The following is a 16,670-nucleotide window of genomic DNA, read 5'->3' on the forward strand; positions in this document are numbered from 1 at the left end:
CATTTTATATATATGGATCTGCTGCAAACCACACTGCCGTATAGTAATCCTCCTTGTTTGTATCACTCCAAGCAATAGCAACACTAAAATCATCAATATATTGCAAATCTATAATTTCTGCTTCTAATCCATTTTTTATAACTGAAAATGAATAAGCAAAATTTTGTTGTCCTATATGGTCGCTAATATCATATCCTCCTATTGCTAAATACAAATCATCACTTTCAAACATGGCTTCAACTAAACAATCTCCTCCATCATATTGTGATATTATATTTGTATCAATGATAAAGGTAAGTATATCTCCGCTTTTTATTTGTGATTTATCAATTTCTATCATATATCTTGCGTCAACTTTATAGTTGCAAATTTCTATAGGCTTTAATGGTAGTTCACTTATGTTGTATTTTACTTGTTCATTGTTTATATATACATATAAAGGTCCAAGTGGCGTTTGTAACAATATGTATTCCCCCTTTTCAATTCTATAATATAGTATATGGGTGTAATTACATAAATTATCCCTATATCTTTTTATTTAAAAAACCTCATACTATTTTTAGCATGAGGCTTTATATATAATTTATTTAATTTTTATCCAAAATATCTTTGTAGTAATCCTAAGAATGCTTTACCATGTCTAGCTTCATCTTTACACATTTCATGAACAGTATCATGAATAGCATCAAGTCCTAGTTCTTTGGCTCTCTTAGCTAGTTTTAATTTTCCATCAGTTGCTCCATACTCTGCATCAACTCTAACTCTTAGGTTTTCTTTTGTATCAGCAACAACTACTTCTCCAAGTAATTCTGCAAATTTTGCAGCATGTTCTGCTTCTTCCAAAGCAATTCTTTTGTAAGCTTCACCTATTTCAGGATAACCTTCTCTATCAGCTTGACGACTCATTGCTAAATACATTCCAACTTCAGTACATTCCCCAACGAAGTTAGCTCTTAAATCTTCTATTATTTGTTCATCAACGCCTTGTGCCACACCTATTCTATGCTCATCTGCCCAATTCATTTTGCCTTTCATTTCTTGAAATTTTTCAGATCCTACTTTACAAACAGGACACACTTCTGGTGCTTTTTCTCCTTCATATATATATCCACATACAGTACATACAAATTTTTTCATTTTAAAAACCCTCCCAAATTTTATGATTTATTATAAATGCTTAATTAATTAATTATTAATTTATACTACATATATACCTTAAATTTGGTTAGTTTAAACAAAAAAATAAATTTTTAATTGGGTTTATAAAAGCTAGTGTTAACTAACTCTTTTTTCATAATATTATTTTCTTCATCTAAAAATAATCTATATGTCTGTACAGTAATTTTATTTTTTGTATATTCCTCTACAATTTTTATAATTATTTTTTCTCTATCTAAGTTACATCCATATATTTTTGAAGTTATTGCTCCATTTCCAACTATGTTTTTTATATATACAGGGTGATTAAATGGATTAGAAAATTTTAAGTCAGTATATCCATAAGACACAGTAGCATCTCTTCCCCTTTGCACATATATGGAGGGAAGAGAATGATTATGTACTTCGCCTATGGTAAGTCCTGACACTAAGGCTGCATTATAAATTGTTGTGGAAACTTGACATACGCCTCCACCTTCTCCATTTGTAACCTTACCTCCAACTATTACAGGAGCACTTTTGTATCCGTTAACCCAATTCCTCGCTCCAGTGCATTTATTGTAAGAAAAAGTATCACCAGGCATTAGTAATATATCACTGGTTTGTTGCCCTGCCACATGTATATTACTTCCTCTAGATGTGAAGTTGTTAAAACTTGTACTAAATTCTCCCAGTACTGAATTTATACTTTTAACTTGCTTTGTAGAAATCTTTGGATACAAAGTAATTACAGGCAAATTAATATCTTCAATTTTCTTTTTATTTATCATATCATAAATAACTTCTTTTAATCTTGATAAATCAACTTCCCTACCCTTTTTTGATTCTGTTGCTTTTAACTCTCCACTAAGTTCAACACGAAAAGTTGCATCCACAGCATCTACATTTATTTTATTGCAAATCACTTCTAATTTTTTACTTAATTTTATTTCATCATATGTGGCCTTTAAATTAATATTATGTTCTATCTTTAAATTAAGTTTGCTTTTTCTTTTTATATTTTCTATTGTAGAACTGCTTCTTGTATAATTAAGAGCTTCTTTTACCATTTCTTCTATGTGATAATTCAAGTCTATACTTTCAGGTTTTATTGTCCATTTTTCATTATTATAAGTAATATTAAAATCCTTCAAAGGATAGGTTGATTTAAGCTTGTTTATTGCTTGTTCTTCAGTTAATTTGCCAACATCTATATTTTGTATCGTAATATTGCTATAAATTTTTTTCTCATTTTCTTTTGGTGCTAATCCAAGGGAAGAAAACCCTATAATCATTATCATTACTAAATATGTTAATTTATTTAAAATACATTTTTGTCTTATCATTTTACTCTCCTAACTATAAAATTATATAATTATGTTTTCCCATGAGAGTTTTTATATTCTAATGATTATTTTCATTTTAAATTTTTATTTATACTAACCTTAAGTTTATGCTTTTTCAAACAATAATATCATATCATTCCATTTTGATCCTCCATGAGAAGATATTGAAATACCCTCATGTTTAAATCCAAATTTTTCATAATAATGAATTAAATAGTCTTTACAAGTAAGAACTATGCCCTTTTTTCCTCTTTTTTTTGAAAGCTTTATAAATTCTTCTAATAACATAGCTGCCATACCTTTGTTTCTATATTGTGGTAAAACATCTAAACCAAATACTGTTTGATATTTACCCTTTGGATTGTGTAGCGTAGTGTCACTATATAATTTATCAGGAAGGCAAGCCTTATCTGTAGTACACCCATTTATAAATCCCACAATTTTTTCATCTTCCACTGCAACTAAAAAATTTTCCCCGAAAGCTTTGAATCTTTCTTCCATAACTTCTTTGCTAGCTGCTTCTGATGGTGGAAAACAAATACTTTCTATTTTTATTATTTCTTTTAAATCATCTTTATTTGCTAGTCTAATCTCCATAAGTTCTCCTTTACAATTTTTTAGTTATAATATTTACGTACTATAAATTATAGCACAAATTAATTTTTTGTTCTTTCTCATAAAAAATTCGCTTGCAACAATTTATTCCAAATAATATAAAGCTAGTAAGTAATAATTTCGTTACTAGCTTATAATATTATTTGTATTTTATTACTTACTCCACTACATCCTTGTTATTGTTTAAGTTTTTATCTTCATCTGGATTTTGATTTGGTTTTTCTTTATTGGAATTGTCATCGTCTGGTTTTTCTTTATCTGGCTTATCTTCATCTTTATCATCTTTGTCTTTATCTTTGTCTGGTTTTTCTTTATTTTTATCCTTATTTGAATTGTCTTTGTCTGGTTTTTCTTTATCTTTATTATTCTTCTCTTTATTTTTTGTATTTTCTTTTTTATTTTTTGTGTTTTCTTTTTTGTCTTCTTTTTTAGTATTTTCTTTAATGTTTTCCTTGCTCTTTTTGCTAACATCAATTTTTTCTTCTTTTTTTGTTTCAGTTGAGTCTTTAGGTTTGATCATGTTTTCTTCAATAGGAGTTAAATTTAGGTCACTTTCATCATTTGAACTTTTTTGCACTTTATAAACGGCTTCACTTGTGTTTTTAGTCGATATATTGTCTGTATTTTTGTTTATTACATATTGTGCTCCAAAGGCCGTGGTGCAAAGTAATACTACAACTGAACATGCTATAATTACATATTTTTTAATATTATAATTGGGATTTAATTTACTTTGGTCTTTTAGATTAACATCTTCACTATTAATTAATTCTCCCTTACATAAATATAAATCTATGTCATTTAAAAATTCATTTAAATCTCTATATTTATCTTTTGAAATATGTTTTTTATTTGTAGCTTTAGCTAAAATCTGACTAATATCCTTATCCAAATTTTTATTTTCTTGTGGATTAAATATTTCTTTACCTGTAATCATTTGGCATAAAATTTTTCCTATAGCTTGCACATCTTCCTTAGGTCGAAAATTTTTAGCATCATGAATTTTACAGTTTATATGACCCCTATGATTATTAATAAATGATAAAGTATCAATTTTTATTACACCTTGACCATTTATTATTATATTTTCTCTTGTTAAATCTTCAAAGTTTATTTTTTTATTATTAAATTCCTTAACACCATTTATTACTTCTCTTATTATTTGTAAGCATTGATTTTTGTGAAGCTTATTAATTCTCATTAACTCATCTAACGTTAAACCTTCAAAGTCTTCACTTTCAATATAATAATAAATTTTGTCTTTTTTTATATAACTGTCCATAAGATTTATAGATGTTACATTTTCACTATTAATGTTTCTTAGTAATTCTATTTCTTTTTTAAATGATTCTAAATTTTCTTCATTGCCTTCTAAATTTATAAGTATATTTATAATTATTTTTTCATTAGTCTCTTTCTTTATGCCTGAATAAACATTTGACCATTTTGTTTTATCAATGAAATCTCTGATTGTATATTTATAATTAAAATCTCTCATATCTTCGCCTCTTTTTAATCATTATAATAAAATAATAATTGTATATAAAATATTTGTCTACTATATAATTATAACATTTTAATAAAACACCTCAACCTTTGAATTATAAATCCAGCAATTAAGGTGTAGTAGTTTCTATTTTTCTTAGATTCATAGAATAGATTAAATTAAAAAATCTTATTATTAAGGGATAATGTAATATGTAAAAAAGTAGCTATTAGCTTTTACACATAATAACTACTCTCTATTTACTTAACTTGCTTTTTCAAATTGACTATTATAAAGTTCTGCATAGAATCCATTTACACTTAAAAGTTCTTCATGATTTCCACTTTCTATAATATCTCCATCTTTCATAACTAAAATTACATCAGCGTTTTTTATTGTTGATAATCTATGAGCTATAACAAATGAAGTTTTTCCTACTGTTAATTTATCCATAGCCTCTTGTATTAATAATTCTGTACGAGTATCTACAGAACTTGTTGCCTCATCTAGTATTAATAAAGGTGCATTTTTCACCATTGCTCTTGCTATAGTAATTAACTGTTTTTGCCCAGCCGATAAATTAGTATTATCATCTAATACGGTGTCATACCCTTCAGGTAAAGTTCTTATAAAATGATCTACTCCAACAGCTTTACAAGCAGATACTATTACTGATTGTGACACATCCTCTTTATTATAAGTTATATTTTCTCTAATTGTTCCTTCAAACAACCATGTGTCTTGAAGTACCATACAGAATAAATCATGTACCTTTTCTCTACTTAAACTTTGTATCGGTACTTCATCTATTTTTATTGTTCCACTATTTACATCGTAAAACTTCATTAATAAGTTTACTAAAGTAGTTTTACCAGCTCCAGTTGGTCCTACTATGGCAACCTTTTGTCCTGATTTAATATCAGCAGAGAAATCTTTTATTATTAATTTATCTTTATCATATCCAAACTTAACATGTTCAAATTTAACATGTCCTTCTACATTTTCTAAAGATATGTCTTTATTACTTTCATCTTCCATTTCCTCTTCTTCTAAAAACTCGAATACTCGTTTACATGCAGCTGATGTTGACTGTAGAGAAGTGGCTGCTTGAGCAAATTGAGCAAGGGGTTGTGTAAAAAATCTAATATACATCATAAATGCTACTATTACACCAAAACTTATTTTATTATTGAAAGCTAATACTGCACCTACAACACAAACTGCCACATATCCAAAGTTGCCTATAAAGGCCATTAAAGGCATCATTAAACCTGATATAAATTGTGATTTCCATGCACTTTGTTTAAGATTATCATTTAGTATTTTAAACTTTTCATTTGTTTCTTCACCTGCATTATATACTTTTATTACACTATGACCAGTATAAGCTTCTTCTATATGTCCATTTATTTCTCCAAGATAATGTTGTTGGTTTACAAAATATTTTTGAGATTTTGATATTATTAACATCATTAATCCAAAGCCAATTACTGTAGATACTACTGCTGTAATTGTTAAAGTTCTGTTTGTAGTTGTCATCATATACAATGAACCTAATAATAAGGATATTCCACTTACTAAAGTCCCTATACTTTGATTTAAAGTTTGACCTATTGTATCTACATCATTAGTCATACGGCTTAGAACATCGCCAACAGTAGTTTTATCAAAATACTTTAATGGTAATTTATCTATTTTATTAGATATATCACTTCTTAACTCTTTAGTAGTCTTTTGTGTTATTGTTGCCATTATAAAACCTTGCAAATAAGATAACACAACACTAACACCATATAACCCTGCTAATGTTAAACATATACTAGATATCTTATCCATGTTAATTCCAACTACTATTCCTTTTATAATCAAATTAGTAACTTCACTTAATTTGTCTGGACTTATAACTGTTATTATTGATCCACCTATGGCAAATATAAAGGCTAAAATTAATGCAAAACTATATTTTTTCATATACGCCAATAAGTTGCCTAAGCTACCTTGTGACTTTTGTTTATTTTTATTAAGCATTGGCTAATTCCTCCTTTGAAAGCTGAGAATATGCTATTTCTTGATAGACTCCACATTTTTTCATAAGTTCATGGTGAGTTCCCATACCTGCTATTTGTCCTTCATCTAGAACTATTATTTTGTCTGCATCAATTATAGTACCTATACGTTGTGCTACTATTAAATTTGTAGCATTAGATATTTCATGTTTTAATACAGATCTAAGTTTTCTGTCAGTTTTATAGTCAAGTGCTGAGAAAGAATCGTCAAATATATATATTTCTGGCTTTCTACATATTGCTCTTGCTATGGATAATCTTTGCTTTTGCCCTCCTGATACGTTACTTCCTCCTTGAGAAATACTTGCTTTGTAAGTGTTCTCCATATTCTCAACAAATTCTGTTCCTTGGGCTATTTTCACAGCTCTTTTCACGTCTAACTCAGAATAATTTTCCTTGCCATTATTACCATAAGCTACGTTTGAAGTTATATCTCCAGAAAATAACACTGCCTTTTGATGAACGTATCCTAAAAGATTGTTTAGCTCCTTTTGTTTATATTTTTTTACATTAACTCCATTTACTAATACTTCACCTTCTGTAGCATCATAAAATCTTGGTATTAAATTTATTAAAGAAGTTTTACCACTTCCTGTAGATCCAATTATGGCAACTGTTTCACCCATTTTAGCCGTAAAGCTTATATCACGAAGTACATAGTCTGAACCTTCTGAGTCAGGATATTTAAAGCTAACATTTTTGAATTCTATTTCACCAGTTTTTGAAGTCTTTTCAAATTTTCCATCTCCATCAACTATACTTTCCTTTGTATTTAATACTTCAAGTATACGTTTAGCTGAAACTGAAGCTCTTGGCATCATTATAAATATGATTGTTAACATCATAAATGCCATTATTACCTGCATTGAATAAGATGAGAAGACTATCATATTACTAAATAAATTCATTTTATCCATAATATCTGCATCATTTATTAAATAAGCACCTATCCAGTATATGGCAAGTGTTAACCCATTCATAACAAACATCATTCCTGGTTGCATTATTGACATAACTCTATTTATTACTAAGTTGTTTTTAGTTATCTCTTCATTTACATTTTCAAATTTGTTATTTTGATAGTTTTCTGCATTATATGCACGAACTACACGTATTCCTGTTAAATTTTCTCTTGTTACTAAATTAAGTCTGTCATTTAATTTTTGAATCTTTTTAAATCTAGGTAAGGCAAATATCATTATTACTAAGATAATTAATACTAAAACTAATATGGCTCCACCAGTGGCGCTACTCCATTGCCATCCTTTATCTATAATCTTACAAACTGCCCAAACTGCTGTAATGGGAGCTTTTATTATTAATTGAAGCCCCATAGCCACAACATTTTGAATTTGAGTAATATCATTAGTTGAACGTGTTATTAAACTAGGTGTAGAAAATTTATTAATTTCAGCCATTGAGAATCCTTCTATTTTATCGTATACACTTGAACGAAGTTTCCATGATAAATTTGAAGCTATTTGGGCTGCAAAATAACCTACTATAAAAGCTGCTATTAAACTACCAAAGGCACACAGTAGCATATAACCTCCAGTACTTAATATTTCGCTCATTTCACTATTTGGTGTCTGAACTAATCTTGTTATTTCTGACATATAATCTGGTAGTCTTAAATCAAGATATACTTGCGTTACTACAAATAAAAAGCTGCAAAGTACAAACATCCAGTCTTTTTTTGTTAAATATTTCAATATCTTTAACATTGTTAATCTTCCTTTCTGTCTTAAATCTATGTTCGTATTTTACAAAAGAAAAATTAACTAAAGATTAATTAAAGATGAACCAAAGATGAATTTTTTTATTTCACCCTTATAAATATTGACTCATATTCATAATCTAATATAAACTCATATTCATAATCTAATATAATTAGAATTAAAAAAAGGAGGGATATGATGATTAGTATCTTATTAGTTGAAGATGATAAAAATTTAAATAAATTATTTTATACTGTACTATCTAAACAAGGATTTAATGTTCATACTTCTCATGATGGAATTGAGGCATATGACATACTTGACAATAATCATGTGGATTTAATAATTTCTGACATAATGATGCCTAATATGGACGGATATGAATTTACAAAATCAATTAGAGAAATGGATGCAGAAATACCTATTTTAATGATTACTGCAAAAGACGACTTTACATCAAAGCAAAAAAGTTTCTTAATTGGTATAGATGACTATATGGTAAAGCCTATTGATGTTAATGAAATGATATTAAGAATAAATGCACTTTTGAGAAGAAGTAAAATTGCTCACGATAAGAAACAAGTTGTAGGAGATACAATATTAGATTATGACTCTTTAAGTGTAACTAGATTTGAAGAAACAATAGTACTAGCTCAAAAGGAATTTTATCTTTTATATAAATTATTATCTTATCCAAATAAAGTATTTACCAGAAATCAACTTATGGATGAGATTTGGGGTCTAGATAGTCCATCTGACTCTCAAACAATAGATGTACATATAAATAGACTTAGAAGGCATTTTGAAAATAATCCTGATTTTAAAATTGTCACTGTTAGAGGTCTTGGATATAAGGCGGTAAAAAATGAAACATAAGCATAAGCATAATAAAACATTACACTTTTGGATTAATTTTATAATAAACATTTTTATAATTTCATCTATTACAATATTTATAGTTAGTATAGGTTTTACTCTTGGCACAAAACTAAATATAGTCAACGATGAAAGATTAAACGATTTTTGGGATTTAATTTTATTTATATTAATAGACATAGCTTTAGCATCAGTTTTTACCTTTATTATCATAGCTTTAGCCAATAATTTTATGAAACCTGTAAAAAAATTAATAGAAGCTACAAACGAGGTTTCAAAGGGTGATTTTTCCATAAGATTAGATGAGAAGAGTGTTCATCATGAGGTTTTAGAAATGAATGTGTCTTTTAACAAAATGGTGAAGGAATTAAGTAGTATAGAGACTTTAAGAAATGATTTTATTATAAATGTATCTCATGAGTTTAAAACTCCAATTGCAGCTATTGAAGGATATACCACATTATTGCAAGATGCTTCTTTGACACAAGATGAAAGAATTGAATATACAAATATTATTTTAGATAGTTCCAGACAGCTATCCTCTCTTTCTGGAAATATCCTTAAATTATCTAAACTAGAAAATCAAGAAATTATACCTGACAAAAAATATTTTTCTTTAGATGAACAACTTAGACAAGCTTTAATATTACTGGAAACCCAGTGGTCAAAGAAAAATATTGATATAGATATGGATCTTAAAACAATTAATTATTATGGTAGCGAAGATTTGCTAATGCAAGTTTGGTTGAATATATTTAGTAATGCTATTAAATTCACACCTGAGGGTGGACTTATTGTAACAAGATTAAATAATACACCTAAGGGTATTTCTGTTTCCATAAGTGATAATGGTATAGGTATGACTGATGAGGTCCAAAGCAGAATTTTTGATAGGTTTTACCAAGGAGATAAATCCCGTAGTTTTCAAGGTAATGGTCTTGGTCTAACCTTAGTTAAAAGAATTCTTGATCTATGCAATTGTGAAATTAGTGTTAAAAGTAAAGTAAATGAAGGTACTACATTTAATATAATACTTCCTCCTAAAGAAAAATAAATTGGGTTTGTCAATAAAAGGGGTTTGTCAATAAAAGTGTGTAAGTAGTTTTTATTTTATAAGTCAGGTAGATAAAATTAATCTACCTGATTTTTTAATACTGATATTTTTTAACTCTTTCTTTTAAATTCTCATCCATATCTAATTGATTTCTGACAAGAGCCCAATTTGAAATTGGACGATTATTCCACTTTTTATAAAGTTCAGTTATCCTAAGATAAAGTAATTTAAGTAGTGAATTTTCATTAGGAAAAGCTCCTTTTTTAGTTACTTTTCTAAAGCTTGAATTAACACTTTCAACAGCATTTGTTGTATACATTATTTTTCTTAGAGCTTTGTTTTTTTCTAACCATAGTATCGTACCTCATCTTTTTAAGTTCCTTTCCTTAATGGTATCACACTCTATAATCAAAAAGTGCATAAGCTGACAACAGTCTTGTCAACTTACACACTTTATTTTACATTCCCGATTATTCGGTTTCTGTGCCAGATGATTCTGGTTTTTCATTTTCACTACCAGAGTTACTGTTATTTGATTCATTTGATGGTGGCTTAACTTCAGTATCTTTGTCCCCACTACCAGTTCCATTATCTGGCTTGTGTGTTGTGTTATCTGAGCCTCCATTGTTACTTGGTTTGCTCGGTTTACTTGGCTTATTTGGTTTACTTGTATTATTGCTACTGCTGTTATTTGAGTTTTTGTTGCTACTATTACTTGAACTGCTACTTGAGTTATTGTTTTTCTTTGAACTAGTAGTTGAACTATTATTTTTCTTTGATTTACTTGTATATGAACTCTTATCAGTAGATTTATCATCTTTTTTTTCAGGTTTTACAGTTTTATATTCTTCAGTTTTATCTTCTTTCTTTTCTTCTACTTTTTTCTCTTCTTCCTTCGGTTTAGTAGTTTCTTCTATTTTTGTAGCATTAGCTTCTTCATCTTTTTTGTGTTTTTCTATTATGTCATATCCATATACACAAGCTCCACCTACTAAGGCGATTACTGCACAAACACCTAGAGCTTTGCCTACTTTTCCTTTTTTTCTTTTCTTTTTATTTGGTACTTCTTCTTTTGCGTCATAGCTTTCTTCACTAAGTACTCCATATTGTGAGTAAGATTTAAGATCTACTAAAAATCTGTTTATGTTATTATATTTGTTTTCCAAATTGCTATTTGTAGCCTTTTCTACAATAGATACTAAATTTGCATTTGAAATTTGCCTTTTGTAATTATTTGAGTCAAAACTTAGATTTCCAGTTAGTAGTTCATATAAAATAACTCCCAAATCATGAATATCTTTTTGTGGGTTAAATCTTATTTCTTCTACTTTTTTTTCTATCTTTATCTCCACTGTTTCTTCTGTTTCTTTAGTTTCATCATGAGATAGTACAACAAATTTTTTATTTTCCAAATATGATAAAACATCTGTTTTAACTACTTCTTTAGAATTTATAAATACATTACTTAAACTTAAATTATTAAATAATATATTTCTATTATGAAACTCTTTTAATCCCTGTGCCACAGTTTCAACTATTTTAATAGCTTCTTCTTCTTCTAACTTTCCAGATTGTAATTTTTCTTCTAAAGAAATTCCTTTAAAATATTCACCTTCCACGTAGTAATATATTTTTCCACATCCACTATATTGAAACATATTATTCACATTAATCAAATTAGGATTTTTTATATTTTTCAAAATTTCTACTTCTTTTAATAGATTATTAATATATTCCTCATCATTACTTTTTCTTACTAGTACTTTTAGTGTTACTTTTTCTTCTGTACTTGAATGAATGGCTTTATATGTGTCAGCCCAGTCATTTCTTGTCACAAATCTTCTTTTTATATATGTTTCATTAAAATACTTCATTGCATTCCCCTTCAATTACTAAATTCTTTCATATAATAATTTTACCAATTTAATAATATTTGTAAATATTTATATTAATAATCCTTAATTTTACATACAAATTTAATATTTAAAAATTATAAGAGGGACAGTTTTCACTGCCCCTCATTTTTACAAATTATTATATTTTATCTAAAATAACATATGTGCAATAGGTGTAATAACTAAAAGAGAAATTACTGTTCTTATTAAGAATAAAACTATTAGATCTTTTAATTTAAGTGGTATTTCTGATTTTAGTATTACTGCGCCTGTTTCAGTCATATAAACTAATTGAGAAATAGATAATGCTCCTATTATAAATTTAGTTACTTCTGCAAATCCATCTCCACTTACCATTACTGATGGTATAAACATATCTGTAAATCCGACAAGTACTGCTGGTGCTGCCTCAGCAGCGTTAGGTATTTTAAGTAATTCTAATACTAATATAACTGGGTAAGATATCCACGTAAATATTGGAGTAAACTCAGCCACTGCTAAAGATATTGTTCCCCAAGCTAACACTAATGGTATTAAACTTATATATATATCTACTATATTTTTAAATCCGTTTATTATTATTTCATTAAGAGTTGGTGCTTTTGCAGCTCTATTCATTGCATTATTTAAACCTTGTTTGTATAATCCGCCTTCTTCACTAATCTCTTCTTCTTCGTAAGGAATATTGTTGTAAGTTTCATTTTTTATTTTACATAAAGGATAAATTCTTGGAAGTATTAATGCACAAACAAGTGAAGCTGCACAAACTGTTAAATAAAATGGTACAAATTTATCCATAAATCCTAATTGGTCTGCTATAACTGTAGAAAAAGGTAGTGATACTAGTGAGAAACAAACTGCTATTATACAACTTTCTTTTTTGTTATAAAAACCTTGTTTATACTGAGTGTTCGTTATCATTATTCCTAAAGTTGCATCTCCAAGCCATGAAGATAAAGTATCTACTGAAGCTCTTCCTGGAACTAAAAATAAAGTTCTCATAAACTTAGATATCATTGTTCCAAAGAAATCCATTAAACCAAAATCTAAAACTAAAGGAAGTAAAAATCCTGCTATTAAAAATAAAGCTATTAAACTTGGCATAATTCCTAAGATTACGTGGCCTGTATCTTCAGAAATTATAAATTCTGGTCCCACATTTGTGTATATCATAACCATAAATACTGCTCCAACTATTCTAAAGAATAGCCAAAATGGTGGTACATCTAATATGTTTTTGAAAAATTCATTTTTTATATTTATAAATTTTGCTCCAAGTGATAAAACTGCTGATCCAACAATTATTACTAAGCATATAGTTGGTATATAATCACCTATGGCAAGTTTTAATAATTCCGAAATAAATCCAACACCTATATTTACTGGTGATACATCTGCCATATTAAACATTTCTCCAAAAGGTAATGGTATTATAAATAAAAATAATCCTAATAATGACGGTATAAAAAACTTTAAAAATCTTAAGATACCACTCGACTGTTCTAACGTGTAATTTTGTTGTGTATTCATAATAATTCCTCCATATAATTGTCTTTTTTGTAATTTAAAAATAATTTCAATTATTCCAATAATTTTTTATAATTTCTATGCGTATTCTTTCTCCAATTCTTCCAATTGAATATATTGTTTCTTTACGTATTTTGATGATGTTAAATAAAGCGCATTTGAATAAAACATTCCAAAGCTGATAATATCCCCTATTTGATAGTCCACCTTAGAGTTTTGTATATCTACTATAAGATGATCACTACTGCTTCCTGCTATTTCTATTCCATCTTCCAAAGGAACTAAGTCTCTATCATTAACAAAATCTTGTTTTCCAACGGCTAATATTGCTCTTTTTCTTATGCCTTTGTCTTCATATTCAGGTTTATTTCCAAAAGCATCTAAGAACATTTCTCCAATTGGATAAGTTGGTTTTTCTTTTATTTCTATTATTTCAGCTTTTAGAATCATAGTATCTTTGTGCATTTTGTCTAAATCGTAGCCCCAATAATCTATTAAATCTCTGCCTATAATTAAGGCTTCTCCTATTCGTAGATTATTTATTTTAGATGGCATTTTCTTATCAAATAATAATGGTAGTGATGTAGTTGACCCTCCTGATACTATGTCTAGCTTTCTACCAATTTTATTTTCAACTTCCTCTGCTATTTCACACAAATAACTTAAATTCTCATGGGATGGTTTAATTGATCCATAGCAACTTAAATTTGTGCCTATTCCATATAACTTTACATATTCTAAATTATTTTCAATATATAAAGTAGTATCAATAAGTTCGTCTTTGTCAAAAAATCCTTCTCTCAAATCACCTAAATCCATCATAAGAATTATCTTATGTTCTTTCTTTTGCTTCTTGCACTCTTTTTCTAGCAAGTTTATAGTTTTTATTTCTGAATTTAAAGATATATCAATATGTTTAACTACTTCTTTGACTTCATGTTTCATAGGCATTCTTATTAGCATAGTTTCTTTTTCAATGTTTTGTTCTTTTAATTCAATTAGTTGTTCTATTCTAGAGCTTGCTAAATATTTACATCCTCCATCTGCTAGAACATCTACTACTTCTTGCTGTGCATTTACCCCTTTGATAACTCCTGCAATACTTATGTTATTTTCATTACATAAATCTACCAAGTATTTTGTGTTATCTGCTATTTTATTAAGATTTATTTCTAAAAGTGGATATTGTTGTTTAGTATCCATAATCCTTTCCCCCTTATTTGATAGATTCATTTACTTTGAAGATATAATTTCCTACAAAAAAAGTCTCCTGGTTTCAAAAACCAAGAGACGAAATATTCCGTGTTACCACTCTTATTGATAAGTTTTCAATTAGCATTTCAGAATTTTGCAAATTTTCAGTTTTCAATAGATGCAAACTGACAAATTTGTTTATTCTAAGTTGTGTGCTCTCACAAAATACTTTTTGTACAATCAAAAAAGTCCCTTGGCTATAAAAACCAAGAGACGAAATATTCCGCGTTACCACTCTAATTGATAAAATTCGCTATGCTCAAAATAAGCTGCGAATAAAACTTATCCACTCTAATCTCTTAAGGCGAGACACACCTAATATCCTACTATTAATTCAGATACTCTTCTCCAAAGCTCTCTTCAATACAAACATTGTTGCCAGGCTTCCACCAACCCTAGCTCGCTGAAACATGAATTATATCTACTTTCTTTTTCATCGAATTTAATTTATCTTTATTTGTTAATTATTATTGTAATTGTATTTTTTTATATTGTCAATACATTATTTTTTTATTATATATTCTTTATTTCATATTTTCTATGTTTGATTTTAATTGTGAAAGGAATTGTGCTGCAACTGCACCGTCTATAACTCTATGATCAGCACTTAAGCATAACTTCATAAAAGGTTTAAATACAAAGCCATTTTCTACTTCTACTATTTCTTTTTTTATTGCTCCAATACCTAAAATAGCAACTTCTGGTAAATTTATGATTGGCGAAAAACTTTCTATTCCATACATTCCTAAATTAGTAATTGTAAATGTTCCACCTGTTAAATAGTCAGGTGACAAGCTCCCATCCTTAGCTTTAGATGATATTTCTTTTAATTGAGAAGATATTTCTTCTATATTTTTCTTATCTGCATCTTTAATTACTGGTACTAATAATCCAGCATCTGTAGCTACTGCCACACCAATGTTTATATTTTCTTTTAAAATAATATTTTCTCCATCTATGGAAGAATTAAGTAGTGGAAATTGTTCTAATGTTTGCGTCAACATATAAATTAACACATCAGTGTATGAAATCTTTATGTTTTTTTCTTTATACTCATCTCTTAATTTAGATATATTGCTTAAATCAACTTTTATATCATATGTAACTGCAGGACAAGTATTCCAACTTTCACTCATTTTCTTAGAAATTATTTTTCTCATTTGGCTCATAGGAACTACTTTTTCTTTTATTTGAGATAAAACTGGCTTATTATTCATATATTTTTCTACATCTTCCAGTATAATACGCCCCTTTGGACCAGTTCCTATTACTTTATTAATATCAATAGAATTTTCTTTTGCAAACTTTTTAGCTGCTGGTGACGCTATTACTACTCCACTTTTTTCTATTGATTTTTCTTCTACTATTTTTTTCTCTATATTAATATTTTCTTTTTCTTTTTCTTCTTTTGTTTCATTAGGAATCAAATTGCTTATATCTTCACCTTCTTCTCCAATTATAGCTACTGGAGCTAAGCAGGGTAAAACATCTCCTGGTTCCACGAATACTTTAAGGATAACGCCACTTTCTTTTGCTTCTACTTCATTAACAAGTTTATCTGTTTCTAGCTCATATAATATATCTCCTTCTTCTACGGAGTCTCCCTCTTCTGCATACCATGTTCCTATTTTTCCTTCGGTCATTGTTAAACCTAGTTTAGGTAAAACTAATAAATTTGCCATTTGCATTCCTCCCC

The 16,670-nt window shown here is 28.1% G+C and carries 14 protein-coding genes and 1 other annotated feature; of the genes, 2 read left to right on the forward strand and 12 right to left on the reverse strand.

The annotated features are described in order from the left end of the window. Positions 1-4 precede the first annotated feature (4 nt). From K0040_RS02030 to K0040_RS02060, 7 genes are all read right to left on the reverse strand, one after another. The gene (locus K0040_RS02030) at positions 5-463 is read right to left on the reverse strand and encodes a hypothetical protein (protein WP_228107308.1); all 459 of its coding nucleotides are present in this window, start codon (positions 461-463) and stop codon (positions 5-7) included. A 131-nt stretch (positions 464-594) separates the two neighbouring features. Continuing rightward, a complete protein-coding gene (locus K0040_RS02035) occupies positions 595-1,137 on the reverse strand; it encodes an NADH peroxidase (RefSeq protein WP_228107309.1) in 543 nt (180 codons plus the stop codon). Positions 1,138-1,250: 113 nt separating this feature from the next. After that, the gene (locus K0040_RS02040) at positions 1,251-2,483 is read right to left on the reverse strand and encodes a VanW family protein (protein WP_228107310.1); all 1,233 of its coding nucleotides are present in this window, start codon (positions 2,481-2,483) and stop codon (positions 1,251-1,253) included. 105 nt (positions 2,484-2,588) lie between these two features. Then, a complete protein-coding gene (locus K0040_RS02045) occupies positions 2,589-3,080 on the reverse strand; it encodes a GNAT family N-acetyltransferase (protein WP_228107311.1) in 492 nt (163 codons plus the stop codon). Positions 3,081-3,255: 175 nt separating this feature from the next. Beyond that, positions 3,256-4,596: a protein kinase domain-containing protein gene (locus tag K0040_RS02050; protein ID WP_228107312.1), complete on the reverse strand. Its 1,341-nt coding sequence runs from the start codon at positions 4,594-4,596 to the stop codon at positions 3,256-3,258. Positions 4,597-4,848: 252 nt separating this feature from the next. Further along, positions 4,849-6,612, reverse strand: coding sequence for an ABC transporter ATP-binding protein (locus tag K0040_RS02055; protein WP_228107313.1), 1,764 nt, complete (start codon positions 6,610-6,612; stop codon positions 4,849-4,851). After that, positions 6,605-8,374 (reverse strand): ABC transporter ATP-binding protein, encoded by a 1,770-nt coding sequence (locus K0040_RS02060; protein WP_228107314.1) that lies wholly within the window; start codon positions 8,372-8,374, stop codon positions 6,605-6,607. Before K0040_RS02060 ends, K0040_RS02055 begins: the two co-directional genes overlap by 8 nt. A gap of 192 nt (positions 8,375-8,566) precedes the next feature. Here K0040_RS02060 and K0040_RS02065 point away from each other — a divergent pair, with 192 nt between their 5' ends. Next, positions 8,567-9,244 carry a response regulator transcription factor gene (locus K0040_RS02065; protein ID WP_228107315.1) on the forward strand — a complete coding sequence of 226 codons (678 nt, stop codon included), beginning with the start codon at positions 8,567-8,569 and terminating at the stop codon, positions 9,242-9,244. Further along, on the forward strand, positions 9,234-10,298 hold the full coding sequence (locus K0040_RS02070; RefSeq protein WP_228107316.1) for a sensor histidine kinase: 1,065 nt from the start codon (positions 9,234-9,236) through the stop codon (positions 10,296-10,298). Before K0040_RS02065 ends, K0040_RS02070 begins: the two co-directional genes overlap by 11 nt. A 94-nt stretch (positions 10,299-10,392) precedes the next feature. On the opposite strand, the gene K0040_RS02075 is transcribed toward K0040_RS02070, so the two are convergent. From K0040_RS02075 to K0040_RS02095, 5 genes are all read right to left on the reverse strand, one after another. Beyond that, the gene (locus K0040_RS02075; protein WP_438948020.1) at positions 10,393-10,656 is read right to left on the reverse strand and encodes a transposase; all 264 of its coding nucleotides are present in this window, start codon (positions 10,654-10,656) and stop codon (positions 10,393-10,395) included. Positions 10,657-10,768: 112 nt separating this feature from the next. After that, positions 10,769-12,172: a protein kinase family protein gene (locus K0040_RS02080; protein WP_228107317.1), complete on the reverse strand. Its 1,404-nt coding sequence runs from the start codon at positions 12,170-12,172 to the stop codon at positions 10,769-10,771. Between the two features lie 171 nt (positions 12,173-12,343). Next, a complete protein-coding gene (locus K0040_RS02085; protein ID WP_228107318.1) occupies positions 12,344-13,723 on the reverse strand; it encodes a YjiH family protein in 1,380 nt (459 codons plus the stop codon). Positions 13,724-13,798: 75 nt separating this feature from the next. Continuing rightward, on the reverse strand, positions 13,799-14,923 hold the full coding sequence (locus K0040_RS02090; RefSeq protein WP_228107319.1) for an alanine/ornithine racemase family PLP-dependent enzyme: 1,125 nt from the start codon (positions 14,921-14,923) through the stop codon (positions 13,799-13,801). A 257-nt stretch (positions 14,924-15,180) separates the two neighbouring features. Beyond that, positions 15,181-15,420: a binding site (T-box leader), on the reverse strand. A 78-nt stretch (positions 15,421-15,498) separates the two neighbouring features. Next, positions 15,499-16,656 (reverse strand): dihydrolipoamide acetyltransferase family protein, encoded by a 1,158-nt coding sequence (locus K0040_RS02095; protein ID WP_228107320.1) that lies wholly within the window; start codon positions 16,654-16,656, stop codon positions 15,499-15,501. Positions 16,657-16,670 lie beyond the last annotated feature (14 nt).

Origin of the sequence: Terrisporobacter petrolearius (genome assembly GCF_020748185.1) — a bacterium.
In the GTDB taxonomy this organism is placed as follows: Bacteria; Bacillota; Clostridia; order Peptostreptococcales; family Peptostreptococcaceae; genus Terrisporobacter; species Terrisporobacter petrolearius.